General features: G+C 44.1%; 11 protein-coding genes and 1 pseudogene. 7 read left to right on the top strand and 5 right to left on the bottom strand.

The genetic code is table 11. The features are described 5' to 3' along the window. Window positions 1-125 precede the first annotated feature (125 nt). The 6 genes and pseudogenes from NDI33_RS16155 to NDI33_RS16180 all read left to right on the top strand — a co-directional run bounded on the left by NDI33_RS16155 (window position 126) and on the right by NDI33_RS16180 (window position 8,820). The gene (locus tag NDI33_RS16155; protein WP_190675418.1) at window positions 126-995 is read left to right on the top strand and encodes a shikimate dehydrogenase; all 870 of its coding nucleotides are present in this window, start codon (window positions 126-128) and stop codon (window positions 993-995) included. 649 nt (window positions 996-1,644) lie between these two features. Beyond that, window positions 1,645-2,928 (top strand): glycosyltransferase, encoded by a 1,284-nt coding sequence (locus NDI33_RS16160; RefSeq protein WP_190675393.1) that lies wholly within the window; start codon window positions 1,645-1,647, stop codon window positions 2,926-2,928. Window positions 2,929-3,251: 323 nt separating this feature from the next. Beyond that, window positions 3,252-4,580 (top strand): annotated as a pseudogene (locus tag NDI33_RS16165) (IS701 family transposase). Between the two features lie 151 nt (window positions 4,581-4,731). Continuing rightward, a complete protein-coding gene (gene purT, locus NDI33_RS16170; RefSeq protein ID WP_190675395.1) occupies window positions 4,732-5,919 on the top strand; it encodes a formate-dependent phosphoribosylglycinamide formyltransferase in 1,188 nt (395 codons plus the stop codon). A 154-nt stretch (window positions 5,920-6,073) separates the two neighbouring features. Beyond that, a complete protein-coding gene (locus NDI33_RS16175; protein ID WP_190675397.1) occupies window positions 6,074-6,853 on the top strand; it encodes an S-layer homology domain-containing protein in 780 nt (259 codons plus the stop codon). Continuing rightward, complete coding sequence (locus NDI33_RS16180) at window positions 6,853-8,820, top strand: WG repeat-containing protein (RefSeq protein ID WP_190675399.1); 1,968 nt, start codon at window positions 6,853-6,855, stop codon at window positions 8,818-8,820. Before NDI33_RS16175 ends, NDI33_RS16180 begins: the two co-directional genes overlap by 1 nt. 35 nt (window positions 8,821-8,855) lie before the next feature. Here NDI33_RS16180 and NDI33_RS16185 read toward each other — a convergent pair whose 3' ends face one another. Then, window positions 8,856-9,677: a M48 family metallopeptidase gene (locus NDI33_RS16185; RefSeq protein WP_190675420.1), complete on the bottom strand. Its 822-nt coding sequence runs from the start codon at window positions 9,675-9,677 to the stop codon at window positions 8,856-8,858. Between the two features lie 382 nt (window positions 9,678-10,059). Between NDI33_RS16185 and NDI33_RS16190 the strand changes: the two genes are divergently transcribed. After that, the gene (locus NDI33_RS16190; RefSeq protein ID WP_190675401.1) at window positions 10,060-10,329 is read left to right on the top strand and encodes a GlsB/YeaQ/YmgE family stress response membrane protein; all 270 of its coding nucleotides are present in this window, start codon (window positions 10,060-10,062) and stop codon (window positions 10,327-10,329) included. A 382-nt stretch (window positions 10,330-10,711) separates the two neighbouring features. Here the strand turns inward: NDI33_RS16190 and NDI33_RS16195 are convergent, their stop codons facing one another. From NDI33_RS16195 to NDI33_RS16210, 4 genes are all read right to left on the bottom strand, one after another. Next, window positions 10,712-11,419, bottom strand: coding sequence for a molybdopterin-dependent oxidoreductase (locus tag NDI33_RS16195; protein WP_190675403.1), 708 nt, complete (start codon window positions 11,417-11,419; stop codon window positions 10,712-10,714). A gap of 159 nt (window positions 11,420-11,578) precedes the next feature. After that, a complete protein-coding gene (locus NDI33_RS16200; RefSeq protein ID WP_190431614.1) occupies window positions 11,579-12,187 on the bottom strand; it encodes a cytochrome b/b6 domain-containing protein in 609 nt (202 codons plus the stop codon). Between the two features lie 93 nt (window positions 12,188-12,280). After that, a complete protein-coding gene (locus tag NDI33_RS16205; protein WP_190675405.1) occupies window positions 12,281-12,643 on the bottom strand; it encodes a DUF4864 domain-containing protein in 363 nt (120 codons plus the stop codon). A gap of 159 nt (window positions 12,644-12,802) precedes the next feature. Continuing rightward, window positions 12,803-13,921, bottom strand: coding sequence for a response regulator (locus NDI33_RS16210; protein ID WP_190675407.1), 1,119 nt, complete (start codon window positions 13,919-13,921; stop codon window positions 12,803-12,805). Window positions 13,922-14,170 lie beyond the last annotated feature (249 nt).

Raw genomic sequence — 14,170 nt, forward strand, 5'->3', positions numbered from 1 at the left:
GTTGTTGGTCGTTAATGATTTTTCTCATCCCCGTGGCAAGTCGCTCTTAATTGCTTGTCAACAAGATTTCCGATAGCCGTATGGTAGTAAGAAGCGATGCTTGTTACCAACTTTTCCAAATGCAGATGATTCAAGGTACAACCAAACTTTTAGGGGTGATTGGTCATCCCATCGGGCATTCCCTATCGCCGGTGATGCACAATGCGGCGATCGCTCATTTAGGATTAGATTGCGTTTATGTACCTTTGTCGGTCGCGCCGGAAGATTTAGAGAAAGCGATCGCCGGTTTTGCCGCAATGGATAATTTTGTGGGCTTTAGCGTTACCATTCCCCACAAACAGGCAATTATCCCCCTGCTATCAGAAGTATCCGACATTGCCCAAGCGATAGGAGCCGTCAACACCGTTACGAAGACGGATAAGGGATGGATGGGCACGAATACGGATGTTGAAGGCTTCCTCGCCCCCCTGGAAGCTAACCAGGGGGATTGGAGCCAAAGTCTAGCGGTCATTTTAGGCAATGGTGGTGCGGCGCGGGCAGTGGTTGCCGGTTGTAAAAAACTAGGTTGTGCCCAAATCCATGTTGTTGGGCGAAACCGGGAGAATTTAACCGCCTTTCAAAATAGCTGGCGCAATTCATCCTTACCAGTGGAAATCAGCATTCATTCTTGGGAAGAACTACCGAACCTGATTTCTCAAGCATCTTTGTTAGTCAATACAACACCTGTTGGGATGTACCCGAAGGTTGACGAGTCTCCCTTAGATGCAGAAGCGATCGCCAATTTGCCAGAAGGCGCGATCGCTTACGATCTGATTTACAAGCCCAACCCTACCCGGTTTCTGCAACAAGCACAAAGACAAGGCGCAATTATCGTTGATGGACTGGAAATGCTCGTCCAACAAGGAGCCGCCGCCCTGAAAATCTGGTTAAACCGCGAGCCGCCAGTGGACGTGATGCGCCAATCTCTACAAAAACAATTAAAGATCGAAAATTAAACCCAGCGTGCAATTTTTGGGATTTCTCCCCTAATGCAGCGGGGACTGGAGGATCTTGTCAAAATTTGCTTGACATTTCGATTCTCTATCGTCCTGAAAAAAGAGGCTAAGAAAAAGTTGCCCATTAGTGTAACCTGAGAAAAGATGCAATTCTGAGCAAATTTACGGATATTCAAATCAAGTTATTGTGTCAGCAGACTTTTTTATGCGAATTTTTACTGACTTAATATATTACAATTTATTAAAATCTCTTTTCTAGGTAAAAAGGTAATCTCTTGCGAGTTTTACTGAAGAAAATTGATTTGCTCTTTTACATCAATCTTGTAACATTTGCAGTAGCTTAGATATCATTTCACTCAATCTTTACAGGTTGACCTGTAAATCTACTTACTAATTTAAAGATTAAGTAAAGATACTGCCGTACGGATGTGGTATTAAGTACTTGTTGCGTAGTATAGAGCAGCCCTAAAACCGTAAGTTTGCGTACCTGACAGGAGCCGCTAATTTTTACGGATCTTTTTAAGGATCTCAAGATGAGAGGGTCAGATTTCTCTGAAGTCTGGAGAGGCTGAATCTGAGAACATCGCTCAGGCTCTAAGTTTAGCTGCAAGTATTTGATTTTATTGACTTTAAAGAGGAATAAAGATATATGGTGGAAAGCCGCAAAGATATTAAAAACAATCCCACGCTTCCTGGATTGCCACCCCTATTGCGGGTTCCATCAGAATCATTGCAAATCTCTGAATTAGCTCTTCCCACAACTTTAACAGGCTCTAAGACATCTCAGACACTAGGGGACGAGCGCGGGTACGCGCAGACGCGCCCGATCCGTTTTTCTTTAGTGGTTCCTACCTATAACGAAGGGGACAACATCCGGGAGATTGTCCGATTACTGACTCAGTTGTTGGATGGAGCTATCCCGAATGACTATGAACTGATTGTGGTCGATGATAATAGCCCCGACGGAACTTGGGAAATCGCTCAGGTTCTGATGTTGGAGTATCCGCATCTACGAGTGATGCGGCGGGTTGAAGAACGGGGACTTTCGACAGCGGTAATTCGCGGCTGGCAGGCAGCACGGGGAGAGATATTAGGTGTAATTGATGCCGATCTCCAGCATCCACCAGAGTTGTTATTGCAGCTGTTAGCGAAAATGGATCGGGGCGCAGATTTGGCGGCGGCTAGTCGCCATGTGGAAGGTGGCGGTGTCAGCGACTGGAGTATTGTACGTAGATTTTTATCTCGTGGTGCCCAGATGCTGGGGTTAATACTGCTGCCTGGAGTAGTGGGTCGTGTCTCCGATCCGATGAGTGGTTATTTTTTGGTACGCCGCGAGTGCTTGGTGGGAAAAACACTGAGTCCGGTGGGTTACAAGATTTTGATTGAGGTGCTGGGTCGGGGCGATATCCGTTGGATTGCTGAAGCAGGCTACGTGTTTCAAGAACGCCAAGCGGGGGAAAGTAAGGTCAGTGCGAAGCAATATGTAGATTATCTGCGGCATTTGCTGAGGTTACGCCTTTCCCGCTGGCCCATTGGTCGATTTCTCCGATTTGGTGCAGTCGGTTTCAGTGGCGTATTTGTAGATATGGCAGTGTTTTATTTGCTGCGTACCCAAGTGGGATTAGGACTGACGACCAGTGCAGCTTTGGCTTCGGAGCTGGCAATTATCAATAATTTCTTGTGGAATGACAGCTGGACTTTTGCTGACATTTCCAGTCGCCAACAGGGATGGAACAAGCGGTTCAAGCGGCTGTTGAAATTTAATCTGGTCTGTCTGAGTGGGCTGGTATTAAACCTTTTGATCCTGAATTTGCTGTTCAATGTCCTGGGTGTGAATCAATACGTTGCGAAGCTAATTGCGATCGCTGCCGTGACTTTGTGGAATTTCTGGATCAATCTAAAACTCAGCTGGCGGGTGACGGAAACTAAGTAATCTGAGTCTTTAATCATTAGTCCTGAGTTATTCGTCGTGAGTCTATCAATGGCTCTTGACCCATAACTCTTAACCCAAAGAAAAAAGGCGATCGCCCTTAACGCGATCACCTTTTTTTTATTTCTCTCCTACTAAACTTTCCCTAACTGTAGAAAAAGTCTCTAGCATCCAGTCAAACAAGTAAACTCATAACCGAGAGTTGTAGGGTTACTTCCTGTTTGGATGATACTCAAACTCCGATGAGAATTATCCCTCTTCTGTCACTTTCCGGGTATTCTGAATAAAAGAAGAAAAAAAGAAAACCCTGAAAGCTAAGTAGGGCAATGAATGTAGAATTACAAATCCTGAAACATTTGGCAAGAGATGCTCACCCAACAGTTGCCATTATAGATGAATATTGTGCCGAGTATAAAGACCTATTTAAAGAAGTAAGAAATTATGAGTGCTTCAAATATTTACATCTGGGAATAATGTCACCAATCAAAAGAAAATCATTACCAGAGATAGCAAAAGTCGTAAGGATAAACTCCGCCCAGTCATTACATCATTTTCTAGCCAACTCAGATTGGTCAGTAGATAAATTAAAACACCGAAGATTAAATAACCTCAAGAAAGCACTAAATGGTCAGGCGATTACGGTAGTAATAGATGAAACAGGAGATAGGAAGAAAGGGAAAAAGACCGATTATGTAACAAGACAATATTTAGGAAGTGTGGGGAAAGTGGAGAATGGGATAGTTTCCGTCAATGCCTATAGAGTTGACTCTAATATAACTTTTCCATTAAGTGTAAAAGTATTCAAACCAAAAGGGACGCTAAAACCAGAGGATAAATATAAAACGAAAATAGAGTTGGCATTAGAAATTATTACTGAATTAATTGAATCAGGGTTTATTATTGAATTAGTACTAGCTGATAGCTTATATGGTGAAAGTAGTCAATTCATTAGAAAAGTCGCTGAATACAAATTAGGTTATGTCGTAGCAATAAGAAGTAATCATGGAGTTTGGCTACCAGTAGGTCAGGGGGTTAGGGCGAACAAGTGGTGTAGATTTGAAAGAACCTTTAGCGATCAAAAATCAGAAATTAGATATATTAGAGAAATAATCTATGGTAAAAAGAGAGCCATAACTCACTGGGAAATAACTACAGACCCAGAAACCATGCCGGAGAATTCTACTTCTTTCATAATGATAAATCTGCAAGGGAACCTGAAGAAAATTTTAGGTAACCTGTATGGATTAAGAACTTGGGTGGAATATGGTTTTCGACAGTGTAAGCAGGAACTGGGCTGGACAGATTACCGTTTCACGAATTTCCAACATGTTGAGAGATGGTGGGAACTAATTTTTTGTGTTTACACAATGATTAGTTTAAATTCTCCAGCCTTTTTAGGCTTAAATCAATCTTGTAAAATTGAGACTGAGGTACAAAAAACTAGTTCTATTGATTTTTCAAATCATCAACAATAGAACCATGAATGCGGATGGAGAAATACTATAAATAATTGGCGTCTAATTATTCAACCACTCTTACTATTTTGGGTAATTTATCCCTGGCTAAACATTTTCCCTGATTCACATTTATTACTAGGATTCAATCATTTAATTGCTGCAATGAATCAATTTAAACCCTGTTATGCTTCTGGATAATTTCACTTATTTACTACTTGCTTACTTCGGAAAGCGACAGAAGAGGGTTAGGAAAGGATAATGTATAAATTCTAGGCGATCGCGATCTAAATAGCGCTGCTTAGTTTTACAATGAATTGGCGAAATCTGATAGCTCGAAGTCAAAAAATCAATGGGACACTCTCTGAAGCTTCCTCAAAAGATTATGCTGCTTGGTTCGGGAGAACTCGGCAAAGAATTTGTCATTGCTGCTCAACGTCTGGGCAACTATGTCATTGCAGTGGATCGCTATCATAATGCTCCAGCAATGCAAGTTGCTGATGAATTCGAAGTAATTTCTATGCTTAGTGCTGATGACTTGGAAGCCATCGTGCAAAAACATCAGCCAGATTTAATTATTCCGGAAATCGAAGCGATAAGGACAGAGAAACTGATTGAATTTGAAAAGAGGGGTTTTACAGTCATTCCGACTGCTACTGCTACCCATTACACGATGAATCGAGACCGGATTAGGGAACTTGCCCATCAACAGTTAGGAATTAGAACTGCTAAATATGCTTATGCAACAAAGCTAGAAGAATTTATTGATGCTTGCGACAAAATTGGGTTTCCTAATGTAGTGAAACCTGTGATGTCATCCTCTGGAAAAGGTCAATCGGTTGTCAATTCGAGCGATGAAGTTGAAGCGGCATGGAAGTACGCAATTGAAGGTTCTAGAGGAGATACTCAAAAAATTATTGTCGAAGAGTTCATTCCCTTTGAATTAGAAATAACCTTGCTAACGATTAAGCAGTGGAATGCTCCAACTATTTTCTGTCCTCCTATTGGTCATCGTCAAGAAAGGGGGGATTATCAAGAATCTTGGCAACCCGCAGAAATGCCAGAGAAATTGCTTTTAGAAGCACAGGCGATCGCGCAAAAAGTTACTGATGCTTTGGGAGGCGCTGGAATCTTTGGGGTAGAGTTCTTTATTACCAAAGATTCTGTAATTTTTTCCGAACTTTCTCCCAGACCTCATGATACGGGAATGGTGACATTAATTTCTCAAAATCTAAATGAATTTGAATTGCATCTAAGAGCGGTTTTAGGCTTACCAATTCCTAAAATAGAACTATTAGGGGATTCAGCAAGTGCAGTAATTCTGGCAAGTAAGCATTCAAATTCAATCGCTTTTATGGAGGTACAAGAGGCTTTATCTGAACCGAATGTAGATATCCGGTTATTTGGAAAGCCAAATTCTCGCCCTAACCGCAGAATGGGAGTTGCTTTGGCGAAAGCAAGTAATGTCCAAGAGGCGCGGGATAAAGCGACTAAAGCCGCTAGCAAGATTAAAATTGTTAATCAAGACGATCATTATTGATGCTTGATTATTAGAAATCCCCCAACCCCCCTTTTTAAGGGGGGCTAGGATAAGATTCTACCTTTTGCCAAAAAATATAGGGTGAAGCAAATATTTTGTCTTTAAATATGACAATTGTATTAATAGAGAAATTAGAAGTCAGGAGTTATTCAGGTTGAACAATTCCATTTTTTCTGATATTCAAAACCATTGGGCGCAAGAGTGTATCAAACAACTGCAAGCGCGAAATCTAATTAGCGGCTATCCAGATGGTACCTTCCGTCCGAATGCACAGGTGACGCGGGCGGAGTTTGCGGCGCTGGTGCGAAAAGCGTTTCCCAATACTGTCCCGATTCGGAATGCGATTAACTTTGTGGATGTACCTTCAAGTCATTGGGCTTATCAGGCGATTCAAATTGTTTATCGGGCTGGTTTTTTGTCTGGCTATCCAGATCGCACATTTAAGCCCAGCCAGCCGATTCCGCGAGTGCAAGCTTTGGTGGCTTTGGTGTCGGGGTTGAAGTATGACGCTCCCACAAATCCTAGCGAAATATTAAAGAAGTATTTTGAGGATGCGGCGCAGATTCCTAATTATGCAATTGGCGCGATCGCGTCTGCAACCGAAAAATATCTTGTCGTCAATTATCCGAATGTCCGACGCTTTAACCCCAATCAGAATGCCACGAGAGGCGAGATTGCGGCTTTGATTTGTCGCGCTTTGAGCATCTCTGGCGTGCCCTTGCTGTATATTCCAGGGATGGAATTTGTGGTGATTCAACCGCAGTTTGATGAAGCTGAAGCTTTTTCGGAAGGATTGGCACGAGTCAAAATTGCTGACAAGTGGGGTTATATCGATAAAACAGGTAAACTCGTAATCTCGCCACAATTTGATGAAGCGGATGCTTTTTCTGAAGGAGTGGCACTCATTAGACAATACGCGCCAAAGAGGCAGTAATGGAAACTCGCGGTGTCTGGATTACCACGACAGATAGCAAAGTCCTGAATTCTCGGCAAAACATTGCTGCGGCGATGGATTTCCTCGCTCAAACTGGGTTCAATGTGGTTTTTCCTGTTATTTGGAATAGTGCCTTTACGCTATATCCCAGTAAAGTGATGCGAGACAATTTTGGGGTCGAAATTGATCCGCGATATCGCGATCGCGATCCCTTAGCTGAAATGGTAACTGAGGCGCGTCGAGTTGGACTTGCGGTGATTCCCTGGCTTGAATACGGATTCGCCGCTTCTTACAATCAAAATGGCGGGCATATTCTAGCGAAAAAACCTGATTGGGGTGCCCGCGATAACAGCGGGAATTTAGTTAAAAAGAACAGTTTCGAGTGGATGAATGCCCTTGATTCTGAAGTGCAGGAATTCTTACTCAATTTAGTGCTAGAAGTTGTCAAAAATTACGATATTAGCGGCATTCAAGGGGACGATCGCCTGCCTGCACTTCCAAGCGAAGGGGGCTACGATCGAAGAACAAGCGATCGCTACTTTCAGCAGTTCTTCCAAAATCCTCCACAAAACCCAAAAGATCCGCAATGGCTTCAGTGGCGTGCGGATATTCTCACGGATTTTTTAACTCGCCTCTACCAAGAAGTCATTAATATTAAGCCAGACTTGCTGATTTCACTGGCACCGAGTCCCCACGGTTGGGCACTTCAGGAATACTTGCAAGATCCCAAAGCTTGGAGCGATCGCGGGTTAGTTGATATGATGCATCCACAGTTGTATCGCCGCGATTTCTCTAGTTACAAACAACTGGTTGATAGTCTTGTCGCCCAGCAATTTACCGCCGCACAACTACCAACCCTGATACCCGGTATTTTACTCAAAGTCGGTGGATATCGCATCAGCGCCGAATACTTGTTGCAAGCGATCGCTTACAATCGCTTTCGTGGCATCCAAGGCGAAGTTTTCTTCTTCTACGAAGGTCTGCGAGAAGACAACGATGCCTTAGCGAAAGCCTTGCGTTCTGGCCCCTACTCCCAGCCTGCACCCTTTAATCCCTCACAATTAAAACAGCTTGGCTTTACCAATCGCAGAATTGGTGGCAAATATAGCTATATCGACACGACCGGGAAAAGTGTCAGCCAGCCCCAATTTGACTGGGTGGATTCTTTTCATAGCGGGCTGGCGCGGGTCAAAATGGGCTATAAATGGAGCTTTATTGATACTACCGGAAAATTGATTAGCCGATTCCAATTTGATAGCGCTGAGTATTTTAGAGAAGGGATGGCAGCGATAAAAATTGGTAGCAAATATGGTTATCTCGATAATACGGGGAAACTCGTCATTCCGCTGCAATTTGATGAAGCTAAGTCTTTTTCAGAAGGGTTGGCAGCAGTCAAGATAGAGAACAAGTGGGGCTACATCGATCGGAGGAACACTAAGGCGCTAGATGCTCCTCAGGGTTGGATCAACAACTTTCTGCTTCGCTTCCAAACTATTTTTAATCCAAACACCCTCACAATTCCTCCGCAATTTGATAGCGCTGATGCCTTTTCGGAAGGAATGGCACGCATTGGTGTTGGTGGAAAATATGGTTATATTGACACGACGGGAAAGCTGGTAATATTGCCACAATTTGAGGACGCTAAATCTTTTTCAGAAAAATTAGCAGCGGTAAAACTTGCTGGGAAATGGCAGTATATCGATAAAACTGGGAAGGTGGTAATTTTGCCGCAATTTGAGGATGCTGAGTCTTTTGTAGAAGGGCTAGCAGCAGTCAAAATTGCTGGCAAGTGGGGCTATATTAACAAGATAGGAAAGCTGGTCATTCCTACAGAATTTGACAACGCGCAATCCTTTTCCCAAGGATTGGCGCTGGTTAATATTGGTGGATCGTGGCGTTCCGGTGAGAATGGGGAATTGTCTTTCAGTGGCGGGAAGTGGGGCTACATTCGGAATGTGCTGTCTTGAAGGGCTGAGGGCTGTAAGGGTGAGTTTCCCGGTCGTTACTGAGTTGCGGGTGGCAAACGCGATCGCACAGACTGAGTAAAGTCCTCGCGTCCAATCTCTAATTGCGGTGGAACGCCGTTGGGATAGGTTTGAGAGATTAAAGCTTGTAGTTTTTGAATTCGGTTCTCAGGGTTGGGGTGGGTGCTGAAAAATTCCGGAGATGCACCGCCACTCCTCGCACTCGCAAGAATCTGCATCACTTCGACGCTGGCTTTAGGGTTATATCCAGCTTGCGCCATAAACTGAACGCCAAGGCGATCGCTTTCTAGTTCGTCCTCCCGTCCGTAGCGCAGATTGACAATCTGGTTCACTGCCTGGGCAATCACTTGCGCCTGCCGACCCCCACCTTGGTCATCACTCGCTGCGACTCCAACCGCTGTCACTAGTGCTGTACCGAGTTGCTGCTTTGCCAAGCGTTCCGCTCCGTGACGTCCCACAACGTGCCCAACCTCATGCCCCAGCACAGACGCCAGTTGCGCTTCAGAAGAAAGACGACGCAACAAACCCGCAGTAATGAAAATTTGTCCTCCCGGCAACGCGAAGGCATTAATCGTTTGAGGATCGCGCAGCAGATGAAATTCAAAGGGATAGCCGGAAGTCTTCGCCTTTGACTCCTGCACCACCTCATTTCCTACTTTGTCAATATAGTTTTGTAGCGCCGGATCTGGGTACAGACCGCCAAATTTTGCCGCCATTTGCGATCGCGCTTGCAGTCCTAGGACGACTTCCTCCTTTGGCGAAAGTTGCACCCGCTGCTTTTCCCCAGTTACCGGGTTCTCGACTGTCGTAGTGCAGTAACTAACTAACCCAAATAGCATAAGTAACAGTGCAATTCCCAGCCGGATCAGCGCTCTCACTGCTTATTCCCCCGATTTATTCGTCCGGAGATTATCATACTGCTCGGCAATCTAACATCAGTCCGAAGGATGCTTTATTTAATTTTTTTGTAGGATAAAGGCAATTCTAGAGCTTGAACCTAAGCGTTTATCTTCTTTTACCCCAATGTTAAATATTATTAATTGCCTGGAAAGTTCGGTGCAATCAATAGAGGAATTAGCGCTGTAGGAACCTGAACGTGAAAAGAATACCGTTTGCCTATCTTTTGGGGTAAAGACACTTATATCGTGTGGCAGATAGGATTGCTCTATTTGAACTGTTAATCTGTAAATGTAAAGAAGAGACTTTTAAGGAATCAGAACCATGAACATTATTGCTTGGATCGTTTTAGGTCTGATTGCTGGTGCAATTGCTAAAGCTATTTATCCGGGTCATCAAGGTGGTGGTATTCTTGGAACCATCCTACTAGGTATCATTGGAGCTTTCGTAGGCGGTAGTATCGGTACTTTCCTGCAAACGGGGACTCTACAATTAGCAGCTTCTAGCTTGAGCATTCCTGGAATCATTGTCGCTGTTTTAGGCGCAATTATTGCAGTCTTCCTGTGGAACTTACTCACTCGCCGCGCCGCTTAAGTAGCGCTACATCTGCCACTTCGTTCGGCAGATTCAAAATGCTCAATCTGCGATCGCAGCTTTTGGGCAAGTCTTGGGCAACTGATTAATTTTCAAGGAAGTGAAAATTGCGTTGTAATAGACGACAGGTAGGTAGTATACGCCTCGTCGGTAGGGGAGTATCAGAGACTCCCCTACGCTTTCAATGCAATGACCTCAAAGAACGCGATCGCTTGGCTCAAGATTGATATTTTTTGATTGAAGTATGATTCGGGAATTCTCAATCTTGCTGAACAAAGTTATTTTATGGCTTTAAAAAAAGCTTTGAAATAACTTCCAGAGCATGCATCTACCATTCGTATCAAAGTTCAAGATAAAAATAGAAGTGTGACGCAGGCTGCAACTATAGTCCCGCGAACCATTCATAACCTTGATCTTCCCAATAGCCTTTATAAGGTAACAAATCGCTAACTAGCGTAATGCTTGTTACCCATTTGCTTTGCTTGTATCCGAGTTTAATCGGGGAAGCTAGACGTAGAGGGGCACCATTCTCAACCGACAAAGGTTGACCATTTTTTTGGTACGCCATGAGAGTTTGGGGATGCAACGCAGAAGCAATATCCCAACTTTCGTAATAACCATCCGCCGACTTAAAGTAAGCATAGCGGACATTCGCTTTTGGTTGCGCCAGAGATACAATTTCCCGCAGTTGGATGCCCCCCCACTGTACAATTGCCGCCCAACCTTCGACACAGACATGGCGAATTGTCATTGAGGATAAAGGCATTTGCTGAAGATCCGCCATACTAAGACTCAAAGGATTATTAACCTCGCCATTTACATTTAGGCGAAACGCAACAGGGTCTATTTGTGGCGTAAAGTCAAATGTATTAATAATTAAAGCATCTGGCTCAATCTGGCTAGCAGGAAATTCAGGTACAGGTTTTTGCGGATTTAGCAGTAACTCTTCAACACTTTGGTTGAGGGGTTCAAAAGCTTTACCTGCAATCCCCTCAAACACGCTGAACGCACAACCCCCCAGAAGTAAGCCAATACTAGAAAGTCCTGATAATTGCAGAAATCTGCGACGGGGAACTTGAATCAAGTTCATAAAATATCTCTACTAAAATATTCAATAACTTAAATAGCAACCTCCTCCTTTAAGAGTTACTGTAAGAAATTCAGTGAACTCATTTTGAAGAAGAAAACTAGATTGATAATGAGCTTTAGGATTGTTGTAATCCAACCTACAGCTTATTATAAAATACCGTTACCAGAACATAGAATCAATTAACCGAGAACCTCCTACTTTAAGAGCTAGCCAAGAGTGAACCATTGCAAAGAGTATGACAGTTGGCACACTCATGAAGTGAACAATTCGCAATGCTTGCCAATCGCCAAATAAATCAACAATCCAGTGAAATTGAGCTGGTTTATACATTCCCAGTCCGCTTAGCAAAGCTAGCAGTAAAATCGGAATAATCGCGGTGTAAGCAATTCGATGCCAAGCATAAGCAATGCGCTTGGGGTTGTGGCTCAATTGCAGTGCCTTCACATCCTTCTCACCCACAAATCGATGCTTCCAGCGCCGAGTTATCAAAATATAAATCCCGTACCAAACTAAATTTAGAGCAAATAGCCACATGGCAGCAAAATGCCAATGTCTACCTCCAGCAAGCCAGCCACCTAGTAAAAACAAGGGTGGAAAATGCCAACCACCGCGTCCACCAAAAACCGGATTGGCGTTGTAAATCTGTAGTCCGCTGGTAATCATTAAAAGCAAGCTAATAATGTTGATCCAGTGAAATGATTTTGCCGCCAAAGCTTGTGTCGGTAGCAGTGGGGGGCGAGGTGTTTGGGAGGAAATAGACGAACTCATAGATTTATAAGTATAAATTTATCTTTTTTTGATTTCATCTTAAACACTATCTTCTCACATCAAAACTCAAAACTCTTCTTACCAATTTTCTATTCAAACCGTTTCTCCTTTTACGGGCACTAAATAACACCCAGTAATTTTCCATTTACCCTGAGATTGCTTTTTCATCAGATAAAGTGCCCTGATCAAATTTCCCTCTCGATCGAGTAGAAGCACTTGCTGAGCTGGGAATCCTTCAATTGTGGTCATGTTCTCAAACATCACGGAACGAGGACGATGAACTGGTTGATAAGCAGCCTTCACCATCCTTAAAAAGTTGTCTGGCGTCCCGAATTGAGCTTGAATTTCTGCGCTAGCAAAGGAGAAAGCTCCTTCAGCATCGTCTTTCTGAAATGCTTCCAGTTGGCTAGTGATGACAGAACGAATAGTCAAGCGATCGCTATCAGTTACTTCCATTTGTTGAGCTTTAACAGGTAAGGTGAGCGGTAAAAAAGCCAGCAAGAATTTCAGGAAACAACGGATGCAACACATCTGAAAATTATTTTGACTTATCGGAGATTTTAATCTGGATTAGCAAGCCGGATTGGAATGAGCCAAGAACTCCGTTAGGGTCAATCAACCAGATTTAATCTGAGACAATCTATCTTGCATTTCTACATCCACCGACACCGAGCGAATTTTGCGCCCGATTGCTGGAGGCTGCCGCAGTTCGCATCGGAGATCCGCAACTAATTCGCACAAGTGTTGCGCTATGTCCCGATCCAATGGCGTCTCCGGTTGAAAGCTATGTTCAAGCTGACGAGCCAGTTGAGAACCCCAAGGAAAGCCAAACATCCCTAAAGAACCCGCTAGCTTGTGAGCTGCCCAAACTGCTCGGTGGCGCTCCTCCAAGCCCAGTTCGTCTCTCAATAAAGCAGTCGTTGCCTCCTCAACAACATCTATCCGAGAGATAATCTCTCCTTGCAAGCGCTCCCAAACTTTCATCACTGCCGCCTGCGTTTGAGCAAGCGTCGGCGGCTGGTGTAGGGCGGAGGATACCGCTTGTGTTGGAGGATGAGATTGAGCTGGCTTGAGGCGATATCCTAGCCCATAAACCGTCTCAATCAGATCGGTGGGAGCGCCCGCGGCTCTCAGTTTTTGCCGCAACCCTTTAATGTGAGATCGGACGGTTTCTTCAGCGGGTGGTTGCTCAAACGACCACAGGTGTTCCAGAAGCTCGCTGCGGCTAAAGACTTGATTCGGACAGCGCACAAACAGTTCTAGTAGCGCATACTGTTTGGGGGTAAGATGCAAGTTTTTCCCTTCATAGCGTCCCTCTAAGGTAGGCGGGTCAAGACCTAGGCTGCCATTCTTCAGAATTGGCGGCTTTAATAAACAGCAATGAGACAGGAGAGTGCGGACACGAGCCGCTACTTCTTCTAAATCAAAGGGTTTGAGGACATAATCATCCGCACCAGCATCCAGCGCAATGACTTTATCGCCATCAATTTCATGGGCAGCGTATAAAAGAATCGGCATCAACCGCCCTAAAGAACGTAGCCGCTGACAAAGACTGATGCCATCCAGTGTGGGGAGCATCACATCTAGCAAAATTAAGTCATAAGTACCAGCCCGTGCGAATTGCCAGCCTGCTTGCCCATCGGCTGCCCGGTCAATTATATAATTGCGATCGCTGAGGGTTTTGGTGAGAGCTTGTGCCAAACGCTCATCATCTTCCACTAGCAGAATGTTCACTTTGAGATTTCCCCTAATCCTGATTCGCTTCCCGTCAAGCACTGGCGACAGACGCCCGCAGGCATTTTCTACATATATCAATTAATTTGTCAATAGTGTTTTAAAAAATAAGCATTTCTATGAAGTTATTTAAACTAACGTGAGTTCGGGATAAAAAAGGGCGGAGCAGATACGCTGAAAGTGCTGAGTTCTCAAGTATCTACCCGCCCATGCTTAGTTTAGAAGCTTTGTTTTGCCACGTCGATGATT

Origin of the sequence: Trichocoleus sp. DQ-A1 (genome assembly GCF_039961955.1) — a bacterium.
In the GTDB taxonomy this organism is placed as follows: domain Bacteria; phylum Cyanobacteriota; class Cyanobacteriia; order Cyanobacteriales; family FACHB-T130; genus FACHB-T130.

Coding starts and splice junctions, on each gene's coding strand:
- NDI33_RS16160 (WP_190675393.1), top strand. CDS start 1,645: ATGGTGGAAAGCCGCAAAGATATTAAAAACAATCCCACGCTTCCTGGA.
- NDI33_RS16200 (WP_190431614.1), bottom strand. CDS start 12,187: ATGAGTTCGTCTATTTCCTCCCAAACACCTCGCCCCCCACTGCTACCG.
- NDI33_RS16205 (WP_190675405.1), bottom strand. CDS start 12,643: ATGGAAGTAACTGATAGCGATCGCTTGACTATTCGTTCTGTCATCACT.
- NDI33_RS16155 (WP_190675418.1), top strand. CDS start 126: ATGATTCAAGGTACAACCAAACTTTTAGGGGTGATTGGTCATCCCATC.
- NDI33_RS16180 (WP_190675399.1), top strand. CDS start 6,853: ATGGAAACTCGCGGTGTCTGGATTACCACGACAGATAGCAAAGTCCTG.
- purT (WP_190675395.1), top strand. CDS start 4,732: ATGGGACACTCTCTGAAGCTTCCTCAAAAGATTATGCTGCTTGGTTCG.
- NDI33_RS16195 (WP_190675403.1), bottom strand. CDS start 11,419: ATGAACTTGATTCAAGTTCCCCGTCGCAGATTTCTGCAATTATCAGGA.
- NDI33_RS16190 (WP_190675401.1), top strand. CDS start 10,060: ATGAACATTATTGCTTGGATCGTTTTAGGTCTGATTGCTGGTGCAATT.
- NDI33_RS16185 (WP_190675420.1), bottom strand. CDS start 9,677: ATGCTATTTGGGTTAGTTAGTTACTGCACTACGACAGTCGAGAACCCG.